We start from the raw sequence: 20821 nt of genomic DNA on the forward strand, positions 1-20821 counted from the left end.
ATCCGATGCGCGAACCATCGTTGCCGCCCGGTGTTCGAGATGTCCATGCTCTGGATGAAGACGGCGCCGTTGCTCTCGCTTTGTGGAACAACGCAGGGTTTGGCGCGGAGCTGGCCCAGCTTGGAACGTCTCGCGCCGATTTGGCCGACGCAGGTGCCCTGCCAAACCCGATGTTCTCATTTCTTTTGCCGATTGGTCCGCGGCAGCTCGAAACGACTTTGCTCTTTCCGCTGGCCGCACTCATTCAGCGCCCCTTTCGTATCGATGCGGCAAAACTCGATGTGGAACGAACCGCGCGCGGCCTCGTGCAGCGGGGTCTCGACGTCGCGCGTGATGCACGTCTTGCTTGGATCGATGCTCATGCGGCGAAAGCACGAATGGAGGCTCGCGAAGAGCTGCTCCGCACGTGGCAAAACGTGGCGAAAGTCGCGCGAGCGCGGCATGAAGATGGCGAAACCGCACCTCTCGAAGCCTTGGCGGCAGACGCCGATGCGCGGGATGCCGAGGATCAACTCGAACGGGCAAAAACGGATTTCGCGATGACGACGGCGCGTTTGCGTCTCGCATTGGGTTTGGCGGAGAGTCCTCTTGGCCAGGGAATCGGCACGGTAAGTTCAGCGGTGGATGAACGCATGGCGCTCGATGAAGAAGCGTTGGTGAAATTGGCCCTTGCGGCTCGCCCCGACGTTCGCGCGGCCGAGATTTCGACGGAAGCGGCGGGGGCACGCATTGGTTGGGAAAAGTCACGCGTGTTCACCATGCTGGGCCGTTTTGACGTCAAACCGCTTGGCTCGCAAGGCGGTCCGCCTCTCCTCCCGCTTCCCGGAGCGCAACTCGACATTCCCATTTTCAACTGGAATCCAGGGGGAATTGGTCGAGCGGAAGCCGAGCTCGTCATGGCTACCCTGCGGTATCGCCAACTTCGACAAACCATAACGACGGACATCCGTGTCGCACGTCTCGAACTGACCCAAGCGCTCGCTTCATTGCATCGTTTTCGGGACGAAGTGTTGCCGCTGCTCGAACGCGCTTCGACGATTGCTTTGAGGAGTTTCGAAGCGGGCGCAGAATCGTATGTCGTCGTTCTCGAAGCAATGCGCCGTGTGGGGGAAGCTCGTTTGCGCAAAATCGACCTCGAAGCAGCCGTACGTCGAGCACGGGCCCATTTGGACCGCCATGTAGGGAGAAGACAAGATGCGCCGTGATCATTTTGTTCTGGGAAAAACCTTCCTCGGGCTCGTTTTGCTCGTGGTGGGTTGTGGTCGTTCGGGAAAAACTTCGGGCGCGGCCGAGCCTCCGGCGAAGAGCATCCCGCGACCGAGTGAAACGGCATTAACGACGGTGACGCTCACGGCAGACGCCGAGAAAAGGCTCGGTCTAGAATTCGGGATGGTTGAAAAGAATGCTGCCGCAACAATGATTTCGGTGCCGGGTGAAGTCATCGTCCCCGCGGGTGGCGCGCTTGTTCTCACGGCGCCATTCTCGGCAACGGTGTCGGGATCCACGCTGCCCAAGCCCGGAGCGATCGTAAAGAAGGGACAAACGCTGTTGAACCTCGCGCCATTTGCGCCGCCCGATCGCGATGTTCGAGCGCAAGCCGAAAAATCCGTGGCCATTGCGTCGGCACAACTGGCAACCGTCAAGACCAAAGTCGAGCGTCTGGAGAAACTCTTGGCCGAAGGCGGAGCGAGCGAAAAACAGCTTCAAGAAGCACAGGCCGAACGCGATGTTTTACAAGCCGAGCTTGGAGCAGCGCAAAAACGTCTCACGACGATTCGTAAAGCGCCTCTCGGAGCGGACGTATCGATTGCCTTGCATTCACCGCGAGATGGTGTCGTGCGCAGCATTTCGGTCGCTCCGGGTCAAGTCGTTGCCGCAGGAGCGCCGCTCTTCGAGATCCTCGGTTCACCAGCGTTATGGGTTCGGGTTTCCGTGTATGCGGGGGAGGCCGAGTTTGTCGTTATGGAGAGTTCGGCACAGATTTCGAGTGTCGGTCGGGCAGCGAGCCATGCAAATGCGGTCGTTGCTTTGCCGGTTCTCGCTCCACCGTCTGCGGATCCCCTACGTTCCACCGTCGATTTTTATTACGAATTACCGACGGATACCAAACGTCGTCCCGGAGAACGAATTGTTGCGTTTCTTCGGACAAAGCAGACCGCGGAGCAACTCGTGGTTCCATTTTCGGCGCTCGTCTTCGATGCCGGAGGCGGCTCTTGGTTGTACGTGGAAACGAAAGAACACGCCTATGAACGGCGTCGCGTTGATGTTGTGCGAATCGAGAATGGGCGGGCGATTTTGGCACTGGGTCCCGCGGTAGACACACGCATCGTACGTACGGGAGCGTCGGAATTGTTCGGTGTAGAATTCGGAGTCGGCAAATGATGCAATCGCTCATCAAGACTTGTCTCCAGCAGCGCGTCGTCGTGCTTGCCTTGGCCCTGGCAATGGTCATCTTCGGCGCGTGGCGCGTGCAACGGATTCCGATTGACGTTTTCCCGGAGTTTGCACCTCCACGTGTGGAAGTTCAAACCGAAGCGCCGGGATTATCGAGCCAGGAGGTCGAAACCTTGGTTACGGATCCCCTGGAAAGAGCCCTCGAAGGCGTGCCGTTCGTCCAGGCATTACGATCGAAATCCGTTTCGGGATTGTCGTCGGTGGTGTTGCTCTTTGATCAAGGCACGGATGTGTTGCAAATTCGGCAGCTCGTCCAGGAGCGTCTTTCTCGCGCGGCCACACAATTGCCGGCGGTTGCACGGGCGCCAGTAATGATGCCGCCATTATCGTCGACCAGTCGGATCATGAAGATTGGATTGACTTCGGCGACGAAAGATCAAATGGCGCTGACGGATCTAGCGCGTTGGGTCGTGCGGCCGAGGTTGCTTGCCGTTCAGGGTGTTGCGAATGTGGCGATTTGGGGCGAACGACCGCGCCAATTGCAAGTCGTCGTCGATCCGGCGCGGCTTCGAGACAATCGCGTGGGGCTCGACGAAGTGCAAAACACGGTACGAAATGCGGTGGTTCCGGCGAGCGGCGGGTTTGTCGATACGCCCCAGCAGCGACTTGGCGTCACCTTGCATCCGGGCGCGACGACGCCCGAGGAATTGGCGGAGGCGACGATTCACCGGCCAAACCTGGCGTCCATTCCGCTCGGAGAAATCGCGGATGTGCGCGAGGGTGCACCTCCACCCATTGGAGACGCGATCATCAATGATCAGCCGGGGCTTTTGCTCATTGTAGAAAAACAGCCTTGGGGCAATACGCTCGAGGTAACTCGGAACGTCGAAGCGGCGCTCGAAGCTTTACGGCCGGGTTTGCCCGATGTCGATGTGGATCCAGCCATCTTTCGTCCGGCGAGTTTCGTCGAGCGGGCGCTGCACAATCTTGGGGAAGCATTGCTGCTAGGTTGTGTGCTGGTCATTGTCGTATTGGGTGCATTTCTTTATGATTTGCGTACCGCTTTCATCAGTGTCGTGGCGATTCCGACATCGCTGCTCGCTGCGGCATTGGCCATGCAGTCGGTCATGGGGACGATCGATACGATGGCTCTGGCGGGATTGGCCGTCGCGCTTGGAGAAGTCGTCGACGATGCCATCATCGACGTGGAAAATGTTTTGCGTAGATTGACGCTCGAACGACAAAAACCAAATCCGCGGTCGCCACTCGAAGTGGTTTTGGAAGCTTCGCTCGAAGTGCGCAGTGCGGTCGTTCATGCCACCGCGATCGTGATTTTGGTCTTCGTACCGGTGTATTTTTTGGATGGATTGGCGGGAGCGTTTTTCCGGCCGCTGGCATTGGCATACGTACTGTCGATTCTCGCTTCGTTGGCTGTGGCGTTGACATTGACGCCAGCCATGTGCCTCGTGCTTTTGCCGAATGCTTTGGAAAAGCGGCGCGAATCGCCGATTGCGCAACGTTTGCGTGGAGTGATTTTGCCGCACGTCCAAAAATTCCTGAAAAAACCGCGGCGAGTTTTGGCGGTGACGCTGGCGTCATTGGTTGCATCGTTGGCGGCGGTGCCATTTCTTGGCGAATCGTTTCTGCCGGATTTCAAAGAAAACGATTTCCTCATGCATTGGGTGGCCAAACCGGGCACGTCGCTGGAAGAATTGCGGCGCACGACTATTTTGGCCAGCAAGGAATTGCGACAAATCGAAGGCATCCATCATTTCGGTTCGCACTTGGGGCGCGCAGAAGCTGCGGACGAAGTCGTGGGAGCAAATTTTGCCGAACTATGGATCAGCGTGGATCCGAAGGTCGATTTGACGCGCGCACTCGAGCAAGTGCAACACGTCGTCGATGGATATCCGGGTCTGCAAAGGGACGTGCAAACGTATTTGCACGAGCGCATGAAAGAGGCATTGAGCGGCGGATCGGGATCGCTCGTCGTGCGTATTCAGGGGCATGATTTGGCGGCGTTACGCGACGAAGCCGCGGCTGCGGCCCGGGAATTGGGAACGATCTCGGGAGCGACGAACATCAAAGTCGAGCAGCAAGTTCTTATCCCGCAAATCGACGTTCATCTTTCCCCAGATGCATTACGTCAAGCGGGCCTGAGCGCTGCCGATGTGCAGCAACATTTGCGCACGGTTTTACAAGGTACCCGGGTTGGAGAAGTCGTCGATGGGGGACAAATTCGCGAAGTGGTCGTGATTGGTGAGTCGAAATTGCGCACGGATGTATCGGCCTTGAAAAACCTGGTCGTGGTTTCACCATTGGGAACGGAAACTCGCCTTGGAGACATTGCGAGCATAGCGATCACGCCGGCGCCCAATGTCGTGCAGCATGAAGCGGGTCAGCGGCGCATCGATGTTTCTTGTGATGCAGCGGGCACGGATTTGGGAACGGTGGCCAAACGAGCACGTGAAAAGATCGCGGCTCTTCCCATGGCGGCGGGTCATCATGCCGAGCTGGTGGGAGAATATGCGGCGCGCACGGAAGCGCGGCGGCGTTTGGGTATTCTTTGCCTGGCGGCGCTGGTAGGCATTTTCCTCGTCCTGCATACCGAATTTCGTTCTCTGCGCCTCACGACGTTGGTTTTTGCGACGCTACCGTTGGCTCTGGTGGGAGGGGTCATTGCGGTGACCTTGACCGGAGGCGTGATTTCGATTGGGGCGCTCGTCGGGTTTGTCACGGTATTGGGCATTGCGGCTCGCAATGGCGTCATGCTCGTGAGTCATTTTTTGCACCTCGAAAATGAGGAGGGAATGGCATTTGGTGCGGAGCTCGTTTTACGCGGTGTTGGGGAAAGGCTCGTACCGATTGCGATGACGGCATTGGCGACGGGATTGGCACTGGTGCCGCTCATCATGGGGGGAGCGCGTCCCGGTCAGGAGATCGAAATGCCCATGGCGGTGGTGATCCTTGGGGGATTGGTGAGTTCGACGTTGCTGAATGTATTTGCGGTGCCGTGTGGGTATTTGCTGTTGCGTGAACGGGAGCGTGTCGAAACGCGGGTGTGATTGGGGAATGGGTGCGGGTGGGCGGAATTCTCCAAAGGATCGCGCATAGACCATCAAACGCATGTCGTGGTGCCAACGCGAAATTCTTTCTGGCACACTCACGACACCTGGCGTAGTCAAGGATGCATTCTTCATGAGCGACGTGCCTTCTCCAGTCAAACGACGTCTGCCCGCCACGGTCCTCGCGCTCGGTTTTACGAGCTTGCTTGCCGACATCGCCTCGGAGATGATCTTCCCACTGTTGCCAGTCTTCATCGTGTCCCTTGGCGCAGCGCCGACGTTCTTGGGTCTCGTCGAGGGCCTCGCCGATGCCACGTCGAGCGTGCTCAAGCTCGCGTCGGGTCACCTGGCCGATCGCACATCGACAAAGAAGCCGTTCGTCGTGTTCGGCTATGGCGTGGCAGCGCTTGCGCGACCGTTGGTTGCCCTGGCGACCGCCCCTTGGCAAGTGCTCGCTGTCCGAGTTACGGACCGCATTGGCAAGGGCATTCGTACCGCGCCGCGCGACGTGCTCATCGCGAACTCGGTCACGTCGGCGGAGTCGGGCCGCGCGTTTGGCTTTCATCGGGCGATGGACCATGCAGGCGCGGTGATCGGACCGATCATTGCGACCGTATTGCTCGGTTTCGGTTGGGAGCTGCGGTCGGTCTTTGCGGTCGCATTGATTCCGGGAATTCTCTCGGTGCTGGCCGTGCTGACGGTGCGCGAGCCTGCTGCGTCGCATTCGGAAGCCTCAGAGGGTGTTGATCAAGGTTTGGCCGCGAACTGTTTGGTTTTTTGGAACACAACGCGTTCTGCAGAAATCCGACAACTGACGTGTGCGAGAACCCGTTGAACGGACTTGGATTGGTTGATCGAGCCCATGATCCACCGATGATGCGAATCTTAAGAGCCGTTTACCACCGACAGCGCGATGATATCGTAGCGGGTTGTTTCGTTTGTGGGCCTCCTTTTCACGGTTCAGAATATCGATAGAGGCGTGCTGACGATCCACAATCGACTTGCAGCATGGTGCGCGTTGCTGCGGGGCGAGACAGCGCCGATGGACGACAGCCAAAGCGTCAAAACGACCGAGTCGGCGGACCCAGGGCTAACCGGGAAAACAACGGACGAAGCGTCATTGCTCGTGGACGCGGGTCTCGTTCCGTCGTCTGGAATCGCGGGTCGGTTCAAGATCGTGATGGAGCGGTTCCGTTGGAAGCACGAATATCCAACGCTGAAACGCGTTGGGTCGACGGTGCGTACAGGAAAAGTCACACACGTCGAACGAAACCGGAACAACCAGCGAAATGGTCAACGCACCGACGCATGAAAGATTCGTCGTTTTGCCCAAACGATGGGTCGGCGAACGAACCTTCGGTTGGTTCGCAAACTACCGCATCCTCAGCAAGAATACGAGCGAACTCACGAATCGGCCAAGCGGATATTTTTCTCGCAATGACATCATTGATGCTCAGACGCTTGACGACCCCTGCAGACGAACGCAAGGAGCCCCGAAAATCCTGATCAACACCCTCTCAGGGCAGGACAAGAGCAATCAGCAACGGCTGCCCGGATCGCTGCGCAGCTACCTCGCAATCGTTGCCCTCTTTGCGCTTGGCAATTCGTCCGATGCCTTTTTGCTCCTCCGTGCGCGTGATCTCGGCGTGTCGGTAGCGTCGTTGCCCGTGCTCTGGACGGTTTTCCACGTAGCAAAGCTCGTGAGCTCCTACATCGGCGGCGATTGGTCCGATCGCATTGCGCGCCCGAAGCTCATCGTCTCCGGGTGGGTGCTTTATGCGATGACGTATCTTGCATTCGGTGTGGCAACTCGAAATTGGCACGCGTGGGCACTCTTCATCGTGTACGGCATTTATTATGGTCTCACCGAGCCAGCCGAAAAGGCGCTCGTCAAGGAGCTAGCGCCGCCTGCGGTCCGTGGGCGAGCATACGGCATGTACAATTTCATCATGGGAGCGAGCGCGGTTCCGGCCGGCGTTTTGACGGGATGGCTTTGGCAGACTTGGAGTCCGCTCGTCGCGCTCGCCACTGGCGCCGCCATTGCTACAGCCTCGTCGATGGCGCTGATCGTATGGTCGAGCTCATCGGACCGACTGCCCGCAAACGAATAATCCAGATAGCTACACCGGCTGCGCTCAAGATGCCCCATGTTGGAAGTTCGACGAGGCCATGCACGATGCCGACAAGCTCCAGGATCGGCGCAAACACAGCAAGCGCCAGCGCCAGCGCGAAGAGCATTACCACGATCGAAGCACTTGGCGAAGAAGGCAAACCACACCCGGTGCAATAGGCATGGCGCGAGGAAGAAGTCTCGCAGTGCGGTTATTGCCTGCCCGGGCAGATCATGACAGCCGCGGCGCTTTGAAAAAGCATCCCCAGCCGACGGACGCGTACATCGACGAAGGTATGCGTGGAGCGCTTTGTCGCTGTGGAACATATCCACGTATTCGTCGAGCCATTCACCGCACGCAACGTGCGGGGGGTAAACTCGGTGAATGCAAAACGCGCGGCTCGCCGCACGGTTTGCGCGGAACATTCGCGGCGCATGCCAAATCTTCAGCACACCCAGTAACCATGTCGTAATTCATAACACAAATCATCGCTGGCACAGTTGTTGCCCAGGCGACTATCGTTTATATCCTCCTCATTTCCTGAAGGAGACACGCGTATGGATAAAGTTGTCGAAACACATTGCGGTAATCAGTCCATTACCTTTGAGGCCCCCGACCTCTTGGTGGTGACGCTGCGCGGCGAGGTGACGCGTCAGGAGATCCGGGATCTCCACGCTGCGCGCGACGCGCTCACCGCTGGCCTTGAGCAGGTCCTGCTCCTGTGTTGCCTGCGTGATCTCGAGAGAGTCTCTATGGCCGCCGGCCGGGGGTTGGCAGAAAAAGCCGATCCGAGGGTGCGAGCCATCGCACTCGTCAACGCGAGCTATCGGACCCAGATCTTGGCGCAAATGGCCATCCGTTCCGCTCAGCTCTTCACAAGACTCCATACCCGCCTCCACTTCGCCGAGACGGAGGAAAGCGCACGCGCATGGCTCGCGCAAGTGCGGACCACGACGTAACGAATGCGCATCCAAACAAAATGACGACGCGCCGCCCTGATACAGAGCGGCGCGTTTTCTGCCGTCATCCTGCGTGATCGTCAATCACTCCGCCGCGATTCGTTCCTCTTCGACGAACTGCGACGTCCGGACTTCCGGATTGTTCTCGAATATCGCCTTGCCAAGCAGCTTCTGGAAGAGCGGCGTGAGCCTTTCCATCGCTTTGCCTTGCAGCATTTCGCGAAGCAACGCCGCGTCTTCCTTGGCACGCGAAATGGTCTCCGGATCGGTCACCGCTTTGACCACCGTGCTCATCGTCCCCGGCGCCTGCTTCGCCGCTTCCACCACGACTTCCGCAACGTGTTTGGCACGATGAACCGCTCGCTCGGCAAACGATTGCTTGATGAGCGGCGCGAGCTCGTACACCATGTTCGCCGCCGTCCCCGCCACATGATGCGGCGGATAATAAAGCGCGCTCTTGTATTTCGGATTCTTGTCCATGAACGCTCGCACATCGTCGAGCGAAAGACCAGTTTCCTTCAGCGCCTTTTCGAGCTCCTGCTCGGCCGCAATACGCGCCTTGAACATGTACATCTGGATGCGCGAATAAAAATTCGCCGCCCCATCGCCGCTCGTCTCCACCGCGCAGAAAATCGTGCCCGGATACCGACCCGTAATCAACGATTGCACACCATCCGATACACCCGACGACGGCATGCATCCGAACGGTTTCACACTCACCGTGATGTGCGCCTTGTTCTTCACGGCATTCACGATGAGCTTACCAACCTCCATGTGCCCTTCGCCGCCACGGAGATCATTCGAATAGTACCCTTCGGCAACTTCCGCCACGAGGTCCATGTCGGGCAAGTGGTAATCGTGCAATCCAACGGGTTGCGCGAATGCCTGGAAACCAACCTTGAGCGCCGTCTCCGCCATGCGCATCGTCGCAATGCGCTTGGTCACGTCGAATTCGCCCTGGTGGTCCTTCAACCCATAGAGCCCGTCATCCGTCCCGCGCAGCTCGAATCGATCCGCCGTGTCGTGACGAACTTCCCAGAGGTTGTACAAAAGCCACGCCGTCGTCAATTGAATGTCGTTTTCGGCGCCCTCGCTCTCGAGGAACTCTGCAGCGCATAATTGCTGCGTCGCCTTCGGTCGTCATGGCCCAGAATTCGCCAATGATCGACGTCTTCGCACGCACGCGAAGCCTGTCCACTTCGACAGCCTCGAAGAGCGACCGGCACTTGTAAAGCGCCACCAATATGTTCGTCTGCTCGTAAAGCGCCTTGTACAGAATGCGCTTCGCCTCTTCCATCGCCTTGTTCGTCGCACCCGGCACGACTTCGTACGGGCGAATGCGATACCCGAGCGCATTGAGCACATCGCCGCACACGATGGCTTTGATGAGCGCAATGAAGAACGCAGGGTTCATTTTCGAGGCCCACGTCATCGCCGGTCGCTTGCGACAAACCACCCGTTTGCTGGAAGAGCATCACGCGGAATCCATCGAATCCCGCATCACGCAATGACTTGCGGTATTCCGTGACGTACATGCCAAACCGACAAGGGCCGCACGCGCCGGCCGTCAAGAAAATGTAGTCCTTGATGATGTCCTCGGACGACATGCCCTTTTCATCGCGAAGCGCAACGAGATACTTGATCAGGTTGCCGACGGTGAAATACGTCGGATTGCATTGCCCGCGATTGCCGAATTCCTTGCCGAATTGAAGCGCCGCATTGTCCGGCGTTCCAAAGTTGATGACGTTGTAGCCTTGTCCCGCAAGCGCACCTTCGGCCAAGAAGTCTTGCGCCGCCGTCAAACCCGAAACGAGCAACGTCACGTTCTTGCGTTCATTTTTGCGCATCGTCGGATCGAGCATGTTGTCGACCCATTGCTTGCGCTCCTTCTTGATGCCGAGCCGCTCACGCTCCGATTCCTCGAATGCGCGCAGCTCCGCGTCGATGTCGATATCCGCCTTTTTGCCATTCGCGCCGCCATTGATGACTGGCAACCGCGTCTTCTGAACTGAAGCTTCCATCGGTTATCTCCCTATTTCCCCGTCAAACCCGCACCACGGTGCCATCTGCTTGCTTTTTCTTGAGCTGAACCAATCCCTTCGGCGGCTCGGGCGGAGCAGGCGGAGGCGCTTCATACGCCCGCACCTTTGCCGAAAGTTCCACAATCTGCTTTTCGAGCTCCGGATCCGAAGCGCGCCTCTCCGCCAGCGACGCCGCCTTCATCTTCAAAGCTCGAGACGCTTTTGTCGATGTTATGCGCAAGCTCGTCTTTCTTCTTCGCCAAATCCTCCAGCGATTCTTGATACAGCTTCAAACTGTGCGCATACGTTTTCACGCGAATCTTGATCGAACCACCAGGCTTGTTCGCGTCGATGTCGTGAAGCGCCGCATAAGGCGTAGCGCTCGCCGTTACGATGTTATCGATGATCCCGTACGTCGGCGAATCGTGCCCGCACTTGAAGCTCGACAAGTCCAAGAGCACCACGTTCGGGTGCCGCGCAGCGAATTTCACCGCCCACACCTTCTGCGCGCTGTTCGCCGAATAGTTTTCCGGCCAAACGTCATTGATGTTCAGCGGATGCTGCCCACGCGCATGTTCTTCCTTGAAGAACCGACGCAAGTAGTCCTCGTCGCGCGGAATCGACCGGACGCTCAAAATGGGATACCCGAGCACCTGGAATTCTTCGGGAATGCCATGATTGAGCCCCGGATCGGAATGGTACGGACGACCCACCATCAAAATGGCGAGCCTGTTTTCCGCCTCCACCGTCTCCAAAATCGCTCGGCCCTTTTCCTGCAATTCGCGGTCGAACGCATCGAGCGCTTTCATCGCTTCCCGATGCGCATGATCGCTTTCGTCTTCGGTCACGCCGAGCCGCGGGCCCCACGTTTCGTACATGCGCCGCGCCGTGAGCAATGGTTCGGCAAACGTGACCGGCGGATCGAGGTATTCGATGCCGCGCGTCGCGAAAAAGTCGACCTCCTTCGTAAAGGCCGCTTTCATGACGTCCGGCACACCCGCCACGATCGGGCAGCTCGCATTGTCCATCACGCCTTTGCCAAAACTCGGCACGTGCGTCAGAATGGGGAAGAAAATGTATTTGAGCGGTTTTTCCGGCGAATGCTGGTGAAACAGCAAGTTGTGAATGTGCGCCTGCGCGACCTTCGACGGGAAACACGGATCGACCGATCCATACTTCCCACCTTCGACCCACATCTCTTCGCTCGTTTCCTCGCTGAAGACGACGTTTTGCTTCGGAATCCCAAGCGCCTCGAAGTAAGCCCGGAAATACGGCCCTGTCGAATACAGGTTCAGCACGCGCGGAATGCCAATGCGCGTTCGTCGCAACTTTTCCGCAACCTGCGGACCACTTCGCCGGAAAGGACGCGTCGTTTCGACACGCCGTACGCTGAGGAGGCCCTTCTTGACGACGTAATCCTTGATGGGCGTCCCATCCGCGGGCATCGGGATGTATTTGTAAAAGCTGCGGAACGCCAATTTGCTTTCGTAATCCACGACGTTCGGGAATTGCTTGGCGATCTTTTTGCGGTCCGCGACGAGCGCCAGCATCGCGTCTTCGCTTTCGACGGTGCCCTTTTCGCACGAAAAACCCGAAATGTACCGCGCCGTCGATCCATCCGGACGTTCGGCATCGATGAACGTCCGCTTGCATTCGTTCGGGCAGAAGTGACAAACCGTCTCGTCGTCGTTCTTCGTGGCATACTTCAGATTGATGGCCGCATCGAGACCAATGAACGTCGACGTTCCACGACGCTTGATGACGCGCAACGTTTCGAATGCAGCTCCAATCGCGCCCGCTTCACCCGTGTGCGGATGAACGAAGACCTCCCCGTCCGGTACGCGTTCCTTGATGTAATCGACTTGCGCCTTCACGGCGGCCAAGTTGTATTGCGTTCCGCCTTGCAAAACGAAGCGCCGACCCAGCGACGCCAAACGCGGATTTGCACGACGTATTGCCAAACGTTTTCGGCAACACCTGCGCCAAACCCGCCAAGAGCTCTTCCTTGGAAAAACCTTCCTTTTGGAAGTTCACGCGATCGGTATCGAGAAACACCGCGCAGCCATAACTGAATTTCGGCGCGAGCTCCGCTTGGAAGGCCGTGTCCGCATATTCGGTCACGCGCAAACCGAATTGATCGGCCATGGCCTGCAAGAGCATTCCATTGCCCGCCGAACACGAATTCGACAAGCGGAAATTGGCGATGTCGCCGTTTTTCATGAACAGAACCTTGATGTCCTGTCCACCAATGTCGCAAATGACGTCCACGTCGCCGAAATACCGCACGGCGCTCATCATGTGCGCCACCGTTTCGACGATGTTGACATCCGCGCGCATCGTTTCTTGCAAAACGTCCGCCGCATAGCCCGTCGCGCCAAACCCCATGACATCGAGCGTCGCGCCTTGGCTCTGGATGTATTCACGAAGCTGCGCGAGCAATTCCTTCGTGTCCTGAATGGGATTGCCCTTCGACAACTGATACGCCTTGCAGACGATTTCACCCTGCTCGTCCACCAAAACGGCCTTCGACGACGTCGATCCACCATCGACTCCAATCACCCCACGCACGACCGACCCGGGTTCGAGCTTCATCGGCTTGAACCTGGGAATCGCATAAAGCTTTTGGAAATCGGACACTTCATCGTTGGAACGCACGAGCGGCGGGCCGGCACTTTCCCCGAGCCGCGCTTTGCGACCATTTTCATGTATTCGACGAGCCCAGCGAGACCCGTGTAAAGCCCGATCTCGGCCGCTTCGCGCATGCCATACACGCACGCACCGAATGCCGCATAATATTGCGCGTTTTCTGGAACGAAAATCGTCTCTTCGATGGGCTGATCCTTGGGCCACGCATACCCGCGCTCGTTCCACGTTTCTGGAATTCGCTTGCGCCAGCATTCTTGCAAGAACGGAAGGTACGTATTGGGGCCACCGAGCAAAATGACGCGGTGACGCAGGGTTGACCCGCGAGTCAGTACCGACAAATTTTGCAGTACGATGGCATCGGCGAGCGAGCACAAGATTTCGGTCGAGGGAATGCCGCTCTTGACGAGGTTGACGATGTCGGTTTCCGCAAATACGCCACATTTGGCCGCCACGTGGTGCAGCTTCGAGTCGTCGAAATGAATCGTGCGGACCACATCAGCAGGCAACCCCACCTTGATCATGCACTTGTCAATCGTCGCACCCGTACCGGATGCGCATTTGTCGTTCATCGACGGTGCAGCGGTTTTGTCCCCCGTCTTTTCATCCTTCTTGAAAATGATGATCTTGGCGTCCTGTCCACCAAGCTCGATGACGCTGCCCACATCGGGGTGGAGCGTTTCGACGGCGAGTGTGACTGCATTCACTTCCTGGACGAATTTGGCGCCGAGCGATTGGCATAGAGGAAGAGCGCCCGAGCCGGTCATGAAGACGCGCCATTCGGGGCGAGGTGAATCCGGGAAGGCTGCTTCGATGCACTCGAGCATCTCCACCACTTTTTCGGGTTGCTTCGTCTGGTGGCGCTGATAGTCGCTCCAGAGAATTTCGCGGGTCGAAGGGTCCAGAACGACCGCTTTTACCGTCGTCGATCCCACGTCGATTCCGATCACCACCGGCTCGCGCCTGCTCATCGGGTCCTCTCCCTCGCAATCGTTTCGAAAAACCAGCGGGTGACTGGTCAGTCAGTCACCTGTAACATGAGCCGCTCCGGTAATCAAGAGTCCCGCTTGGTCGGCTGTTACGTTTCGTCGCCTTGGGCCAAAAAACGCCGAAAGGCGTGCGCGCACGGGCGCGTTTCGGTGTAGAAGGCGCTTGTGGCGATGGACAAGACCGAGCGGCGCATCGAGCTGCTTCGAGCGGCGCGAGACGTATTCGCGACGAAGGGTTACCACGCGGCGAAAATCGACGACATCGTCGCGCGTGCAGGGGTCGCAAAGGGCACGTTTTATCTGTACTTCTCAGACAAACGTTCGGTGTTCGTCGAACTGGTCGATGGACTTTTCTCGCGTCTCGGCGCGGCGATCCTGCAAGTCGACCCGCATGCCGATATCGAAGCTCAAGTCAAGCACAACATTCGTGGCATCGTCGCGGTGCTGCTCGATGACCCGGCCTTGACGCAACTGCTGCTTTCGTTCGCACCGGGGCTGGATCCCGCGTTCGCTACAAAGCTACGGTCCTTTTACGATGGCGTGAAACAACTGCTGAAAACGAGCCTGGACGAAGGCCAAGCGATGGGGATCGTGGGGCCGGGAGATACGTCGATGTACGCGACGTTCACCGTGGGGGCGCTGAAAGAAATCCTCGCGGAATGCACGGGAAGTGGCCCGGTGAGGCCGCGAGAGCAGATCGTCGACGAGCTGTATCGCTTGCTCGAAAGCGGCTATTTGCACGGATCGAAGCCGGCGCCGGTAGCGAAAAGCCCGGCGAAGAAGGGGAGAGGGCGGGGTTGAAGAGGCTGTCTCGAAAGTAATGCGTCACCGCACCCATGCGCGGGGTTGAAACGGCTGTCTCAAAACTCGAGCCGTAGTGTGTCACCGAACGCCCGCGCGGGATTGAAATCCCGCGCTACACATTCAAAAGTCCCTCACTACCGTTCGGGACTGGCCTTGTGGAATTTTCGGATCGTCATCGAGAATCCTCAACGATTTCGCATAGATTGCATGCCTCGCCATGCAGCCATGACGTCAGTCCGAGCGCGGTAGCGCGAGGACTTCTTGTCGTGTAGCGCGGGGTTTCAACCCCGCGCGGGGCTGGGCGAGGATACGCGTTTCGAGTTTCGAGACAGCCTCTTTAACCCCGCGCGAGCTTCACCCCCGCGCCACGCTGACTCCTCAGTCAGTTGATGGTAGCGGAATTCAACGAGAGTGCACCTTTAGCGTCGGCGCACCATGACGTGACGCACAAAGTTCAGCAGCGTGCGGCGACCATGCTCGCATTCTTCGATGGTCCGGTGAAGCTCGTCCACGACAAGACCTTCCGCTTCGAGCGTTTCCCAACGATGCTCGATATAGCCGCGCATGACGTCGGCATCGAGCTCGGGGTGAAATTGCACGCCATAACAAGTTTCAGTGAACCGAATCGTGTGATGATCATCCAGATCATTTTTCGCAAGCACGGTGGCCCCTCGAGGCAGCCGGGCGACCGTATCCACGTGCGTGACGCTGGCTTTGAAAACTTCGGGAATTCCGTCGAAAATAGGATCGTGCTCGATTTTTTCGATGTGCCGCGTGCCAATCTCGCGTCCGCGCGGGTTTTTCCGCACCTCGCCACCAAGCGCCTGAGCAAGTATTTGGTGGCCAAAACAAATGCCGAACGTGGGCACGCCCATCTGCACGACTTCACGCAGATAACCTTCGGTTCGCAACATCCAATCGATTCGATCCGGAACGTTCGCCGCCGATCCCGTAATGATGAACGCGGCCGCTTCACGGGGGTCCGGAGGCGCATCCGTGCGCGCGTCGAAGCTCGAATATCCGCCCGACCAGGCATCCCCGATCGTCTCGGCGATCATATCGCTGAATTCGCCTCGACGCTCGCGCACCTTCGGCACGGGCTCGCCCGTCTTGACGATGAAAATTTTTTTGCTTTGTCCAATGCGCTCGTCAGCCATCGGACGTGCAGCATAGCGCAACTGATCGCAAAGCGCTCATGCCTGCGCGCATGACCGCTTGACATGATGCGTTTCGGCAGGAATCCTTGCGCGCGTGCCTGCCGCCACCATCATTCGGCCCGTTTGGCGTCGTTTTCGTCCACGTTGGCTCGCGCGCGCAGCCGCTCACGTGCGAGCGGGCGGATGCGCCGCGATCGTCGACGAACACGACAACGTACGCGTGCTCCTGCCGGTCGACGCCAAGGGCAAACTTCCGGAATTGGCGCTCTGGGCGCTCTTGGCCATCGAACACAGGCGCACGACGCGTGCTCTCGACGGACCCGCAAAGGGACTCGCGACGACGCTCATCAAACCTCGCTTCGCCGGCTCGGTGCTGGATTGGTGCGCTCGAGACGCCGTACACGAAGGCGCAACGCGTTCGTTCGAGCTCGATTGCATTGCATGCGGGGCGTGCTGTCACGACGCGAACGTGATCCTCGACGAAGTGGACCTCGATCGTTTTCGCAAAGGGGGCCGAAAAGACCTGACGACGTCCAAGTACATCGTGCGACATCGGGACGGGCGAATATCGTTACGGTTCGCCAAACCCGGGCCATGTCAGCTTCAAGCGTCGGACAATCGATGCACGATTTACGAATTGAGGCCAGACAATTGCAAAAGGTTCGTCGCAGGAAGCGAAGCATGCCTCGCGGCGCGCGAAGATACGCTGCACCTTCGGGACGGCGCCCCATGGGACGATGACGTGGTTCCCTCGACAACATAATTTTATATTCTTGTTGCGGGATTGAAAGCGAGCACCGCCAAATTTTTGGCTCACCGCTTTGTCGTATGCCGCGTTTCATCTGTCCACGCGGTATTCAAATGAATTGAGAACCCACGCCGACCATGTTACGGCTGCAAACGAGATTCCCGAAAGGACAGAACATGGACGACGTTTTCGAGTCTTGCCCGGCAGTGCTTCTCGTGATGAAAGTCGACGGATCGGTCATCCGAGCGAACGGGGAGGCGATGCGCGTGTTGGGCGAGGGGTGTGGGGCGGGGCGGTCTTTGTTGGATGTCGTACATGTCGCCGATCGGGATTCTTTCGCAACGCTCTTGCAAGGCACGCCGATTGACGATGAACCGGTGCGCACGACGGTGCGAATTCAATGCAATGGCGATGCCTATCGGACGTTTTCATGGAGCGGTCGTCGCGCTGCCAATCGCGCTGAAATCCATGCGGCGCTGGTGCTTTCCGCAGAACCGGATTCGGCATCGGTGCCACCGCCGGAAGATCCGGGCCGCATTTTGAAGTTCATTCTCGACAAAACGGACGTCATCGTCACGGTTGCATATCCGGGCGGGCGAGTTTCCTTCAATGACGGCGTGACGCTCGAAAAAATGGGCCTCGGACGCAACTTCCTCGTTGGCGGTAACCTGTTCGAGGCGTATGGAGCGAACCCGACTATCGTCGAAAACCTGCACGCCGTTTTCCGTGGTGAGGATCGTGAATGGACGTCCAGCGCGCATAACGTTCATTGGGAAGCCTGGTTTACGCCCGTCAAGGATGCGGCTGGTAACGTGATGGCGATCATGGGTGTGACGATCGACAAGAGCGAGGAGAAGCGCACCATCGATGAAATGCAGACCAAAATCGAGCTCATCGAACGGCAGCAGCAGGTGATTCGGAATTTGGAGACGCCCATCATCGAATTGTGGGACCGAGTCGTCACGTTGCCCATGGTCGGCGTGGTCGATAGCGGGCGCGCTGCGCGTGTGATGGATGATTTGCTCTCGGCCGTTTCGCGACTCAATGCCCGTTTCGCGATTCTCGATCTGACGGGCGTCGACACGGTGGATACCGCAACGGCGAGCCATCTCGTGAGTCTCGTGCAAGCCATTCGCCTGCTCGGGGCCGAAGGGATCATTACGGGGATTAGGCCCACCGTCGCGCAAACCGTGGTGAGCCTGGGGCTCGATCTTTCGCGCATCGCGACGTGCTCGAATTTGCGCGAAGGGCTCAAGCTGTGCCTGCGGCGCATGAAGTCCGTCGAAGGTAACTGATTTTAAAAGCAAAGGAGAGCCCCTCGCGGAGCTCTCCCTCATGAACCTGCCGTCAAACCGCTTCCGCGCTTCGATACGGATGCGAATCGTCGATGTGCGGCGCCGTCTTTCGCGCCGGAATCAAACCCGCAGCGCGGGTCGCCACCAAAGTGCCAATCGACATGAACATCAGCACGACCTTCGCGATGTCATCGACGACGGGGATCATCATCGTGAGCGCAAAGAGGCCGCACCCAAGCGCCAAGTGCGCATATTCATTTTTTGTTTTATGACCAATGAGCGCTCGGCCCATGACTTCGAGCACCGATGTCATGGCGGCGAACGTCGCGAATATCGCCAGAAGAAGTAAAATCGCGGCAAACGGAATGCCAATCAGCGTGACGCAGAGCGCCGCGAGCACCACGATGCCTCCAACGAGCCCCGCAATTCCCAGGGCAAACGTCCGCATCGGTCGCGCCGCAAATTCCACTTTGAGCGCCTCCGAGCGCCTCGTGAAAAGCGCAATCAAAACGGCTCCCAGCGCAAAAAGAAACGCTCCCGCCGTCGTGCATTCACCCATTTCTCGCACCATGCGCGCCCCGAGCGCTCCTTCGTCGTCATTCCCCTCGATGCGCGTCGACACGGCGCCCGTCACCTGCGCCCCCTCCTCACGCTCGAACCGACCGCCCACGATTTGCGTATCTCCATCGAGGCGTGCACCCGTTTTGACGAGCACCGATCCCCCCATGACCTCGATATCGCCCATCACCCGCGAACCCGGCGCAAGCTCGACCTTGCCACCCACGAGCTCCACATCGCCGGTGACCGTCCCTTTGATGACGAGCGATCCGCCCACCAATTGGACGTTCCGGACAACTTCGTCCTTGTCGATGACGAGGTTTTGACCAACCACTTCGCGATCGTTGCCCTCGCCTTTTTGAATATTTTTGCCGTCGTCCGCATTCACGTCGACCGTGACCTTGACGCCGGGCACGACCGGCGCGACGACGGGCGGAGGAGGCACTTCGGGAACGGGCGGAACGGCTGCAACAGGCGGCACCGGAGGCAATGCTTTGGCGCCCGCATTCTGCGATATCGAAATCAGCGTTCCGTCACGTTGCGCCGTCCATTCACCGTCGGCGAGAATCAATGCCAAAACCTTGTCCGCCGGCTGATCCTTGACGTGAAGCTCGGCAATTTCATCGCCCGTGCCGCGCACGACGACGCTCCAACCCGCTTCGTCTGCCAATCGCTTGATGGCATTTGCTTGCGACGTGTGATCGATGTTCAACGTGATCTTTTTGTCTTCCGCAGGCCATTCTCCCTTTTTCTCGACGGATGCACCTGCCGGCGCCGTCATGGCCAAAACCGCGAAAAGACCCAATAGCCCCGCCAAACCTCGTCGATTGAACATGTCACACGCTTCCTTCCTCTGCCAAGCCATCAACGGACCCCGGACGCGCGATGCGCGATACCACGAGGCCCAAAACCAGCAAAACCATCGCCGACGCCCAGACGAGCGCCGTAAATGAATCGCTCTTCGCCACCAGCACCGCGCCGCGCGAGAGCATCAAAATGGAACGCGCGAAAGTTTCCGTGATTTCTGCAATGCGCATATGGCCCCCAGCGAGTATTGCCGGTATTGCGCCCATTGCAGCGAGAACGAGCGAGCCGAATACGGCACGCTTGGGCAAATTCGTAAGGCCCCCGTGAACCGCCACTTTGATCGCTCGCGGTTTTTGCGCAACCGAAACATGCGCCGACGGCTCGAGACCCGTCAAAAGCTCACCCGCGTGCATCGACAACAGCGCTTCGGCTCCGAATCGCGTATTGCAATGATCACAGTGTTCGAGATGAGAAAGAGCTTCGAGAGGGACGATGCCTTGTTCCCCGTCAGCCACTGTCGAAAGCACGATGTCCGAAAGGTGTCCATCCTGCTGCCATACGAGATCCGACGGGAGTTTGTCCAAGTCATCCATCGTCGCCACCCGAAGCTCCTTTCAATCGACCAACATCATTCGCCAACCGATTCCGCAAGCAATCTTCGGCCGCGCGCGAGCCACGTCGCGACGGTCCCGAGCGGGACGCCGAGTTGCTTTGCAATGTCGTGATATCCCACGCCATCGACGTGAAACATCACGAGCGCCCGGCGTTGATCCGCAGGGAACGAAAGGAGCGCCCGTTCGAGCCGCACCGCTCGCTCAGCACTCGCCGTCCGCTCCTCGGGACCCGGCGTCGGGTCGGGAACCCAATCAAGCCACACCGGAGCAGATTCCTCTGCAGGTGTAGGCGCTTGCGCTTCGTATCGCCGCGCACGCTTGCGACCTCGGAGGGCATCGAGCGCCACGTGACGCGCAATACCAATGACCCAAGGCCGAAGAGGCTCACCGTCGCGAAGACGGCTTCGTCCTACAAGCGCACGCGAAAGCGCTTCATGCGTGCAATCCTCAACGTCGGGATGATCCCGGCGTTCACCAAGGACACACGCCACCACCGCCGCGACAACCTGTCGCAACGCCGCTGTTTCCTCCGGCGAGATCGACGCCGCTTGGGGCGCGTCCTTCGGACCGGGGACGTTGGGAATCATGGGCGTGAACTGCATCCTCGCCGCCCAGTTCGACCGGAGGGAGGGAAAAATTTCAAGGGGTGGAGTTTT

At 58.5% G+C, this 20821-nt stretch carries 14 protein-coding genes and 3 pseudogenes; 11 read left to right on the forward strand and 6 right to left on the reverse strand.

The window, feature by feature from the left end:
- Positions 1-5 precede the first annotated feature (5 nt).
- The 8 genes and pseudogenes from IPM54_44540 (at position 6) to IPM54_44575 (ending at position 8529) form a co-directional block, all read left to right on the forward strand.
- A complete protein-coding gene (locus tag IPM54_44540; GenBank protein MBK9266838.1) occupies positions 6-1205 on the forward strand; it encodes a TolC family protein in 1200 nt (399 codons plus the stop codon).
- Entirely contained in the window at positions 1195-2382 is a 1188-nt protein-coding gene (locus IPM54_44545; protein MBK9266839.1) for an HlyD family efflux transporter periplasmic adaptor subunit, read from the forward strand. Before IPM54_44540 ends, IPM54_44545 begins: the two co-directional genes overlap by 11 nt.
- Entirely contained in the window at positions 2382-5459 is a 3078-nt protein-coding gene (locus IPM54_44550; GenBank protein ID MBK9266840.1) for an efflux RND transporter permease subunit, read from the forward strand. Before IPM54_44545 ends, IPM54_44550 begins: the two co-directional genes overlap by 1 nt.
- A gap of 133 nt (positions 5460-5592) precedes the next feature.
- The gene (locus IPM54_44555) at positions 5593-6294 is read left to right on the forward strand and encodes an MFS transporter (protein MBK9266841.1); all 702 of its coding nucleotides are present in this window, start codon (positions 5593-5595) and stop codon (positions 6292-6294) included.
- 207 nt (positions 6295-6501) lie between these two features.
- Positions 6502-6771 carry a hypothetical protein gene (locus tag IPM54_44560; protein ID MBK9266842.1) on the forward strand — a complete coding sequence of 90 codons (270 nt, stop codon included), beginning with the start codon at positions 6502-6504 and terminating at the stop codon, positions 6769-6771.
- Positions 6749-7570, forward strand: coding sequence for an MFS transporter (locus IPM54_44565; protein MBK9266843.1), 822 nt, complete (start codon positions 6749-6751; stop codon positions 7568-7570). The genes IPM54_44560 and IPM54_44565 overlap by 23 nt, the downstream gene beginning before the upstream one ends.
- Positions 7531-8042: pseudogene (locus IPM54_44570) on the forward strand ((2Fe-2S)-binding protein). Before IPM54_44565 ends, IPM54_44570 begins: the two are co-directional and overlap by 40 nt.
- Before the next feature lie 85 nt (positions 8043-8127).
- Positions 8128-8529 (forward strand): STAS/SEC14 domain-containing protein, encoded by a 402-nt coding sequence (locus IPM54_44575; protein ID MBK9266844.1) that lies wholly within the window; start codon positions 8128-8130, stop codon positions 8527-8529.
- An 84-nt stretch (positions 8530-8613) separates the two neighbouring features.
- On the opposite strand, the pseudogene IPM54_44580 reads toward IPM54_44575, so the two are convergent.
- Together IPM54_44580 and IPM54_44585 are read right to left on the reverse strand one after the other, a co-directional pair.
- Positions 8614-10550 (reverse strand): annotated as a pseudogene (locus IPM54_44580) (2-hydroxyglutaryl-CoA dehydratase).
- Between the two features lie 22 nt (positions 10551-10572).
- Positions 10573-14164, reverse strand: a pseudogene (locus tag IPM54_44585) (CoA activase).
- A gap of 189 nt (positions 14165-14353) precedes the next feature.
- Between IPM54_44585 and IPM54_44590 the strand changes: the two are divergent.
- Positions 14354-14983 carry a TetR/AcrR family transcriptional regulator gene (locus tag IPM54_44590; GenBank protein ID MBK9266845.1) on the forward strand — a complete coding sequence of 210 codons (630 nt, stop codon included), beginning with the start codon at positions 14354-14356 and terminating at the stop codon, positions 14981-14983.
- Positions 14984-15405: 422 nt separating this feature from the next.
- Here the strand turns inward: IPM54_44590 and IPM54_44595 are convergent, their stop codons facing one another.
- Positions 15406-16128 (reverse strand): glutamine amidotransferase, encoded by a 723-nt coding sequence (locus tag IPM54_44595; GenBank protein ID MBK9266846.1) that lies wholly within the window; start codon positions 16126-16128, stop codon positions 15406-15408.
- 109 nt (positions 16129-16237) lie between these two features.
- Between IPM54_44595 and IPM54_44600 the strand changes: the two genes are divergently transcribed.
- On the forward strand, positions 16238-16906 hold the full coding sequence (locus tag IPM54_44600; GenBank protein ID MBK9266847.1) for a YkgJ family cysteine cluster protein: 669 nt from the start codon (positions 16238-16240) through the stop codon (positions 16904-16906).
- 161 nt (positions 16907-17067) lie between these two features.
- Positions 17068-18186 (forward strand): STAS domain-containing protein, encoded by a 1119-nt coding sequence (locus tag IPM54_44605; protein ID MBK9266848.1) that lies wholly within the window; start codon positions 17068-17070, stop codon positions 18184-18186.
- 52 nt (positions 18187-18238) lie between these two features.
- Here the strand turns inward: IPM54_44605 and IPM54_44610 are convergent, their stop codons facing one another.
- Genes IPM54_44610 through IPM54_44620 form a run of 3 tightly spaced genes read right to left on the reverse strand, consistent with a single transcriptional unit; the run spans position 18239 to position 20752 of the window.
- Positions 18239-19579: a polymer-forming cytoskeletal protein gene (locus tag IPM54_44610; protein ID MBK9266849.1), complete on the reverse strand. Its 1341-nt coding sequence runs from the start codon at positions 19577-19579 to the stop codon at positions 18239-18241.
- A gap of 1 nt (position 19580) precedes the next feature.
- On the reverse strand, positions 19581-20153 hold the full coding sequence (locus IPM54_44615; protein ID MBK9266850.1) for a hypothetical protein: 573 nt from the start codon (positions 20151-20153) through the stop codon (positions 19581-19583).
- Positions 20154-20179: 26 nt separating this feature from the next.
- A complete protein-coding gene (locus tag IPM54_44620) occupies positions 20180-20752 on the reverse strand; it encodes an RNA polymerase sigma factor (protein ID MBK9266851.1) in 573 nt (190 codons plus the stop codon).
- Positions 20753-20821 lie beyond the last annotated feature (69 nt).

Source organism: Polyangiaceae bacterium, from assembly GCA_016715885.1.
Taxonomy (GTDB): Bacteria; Myxococcota_A; Polyangia; order Polyangiales; family Polyangiaceae; genus Polyangium.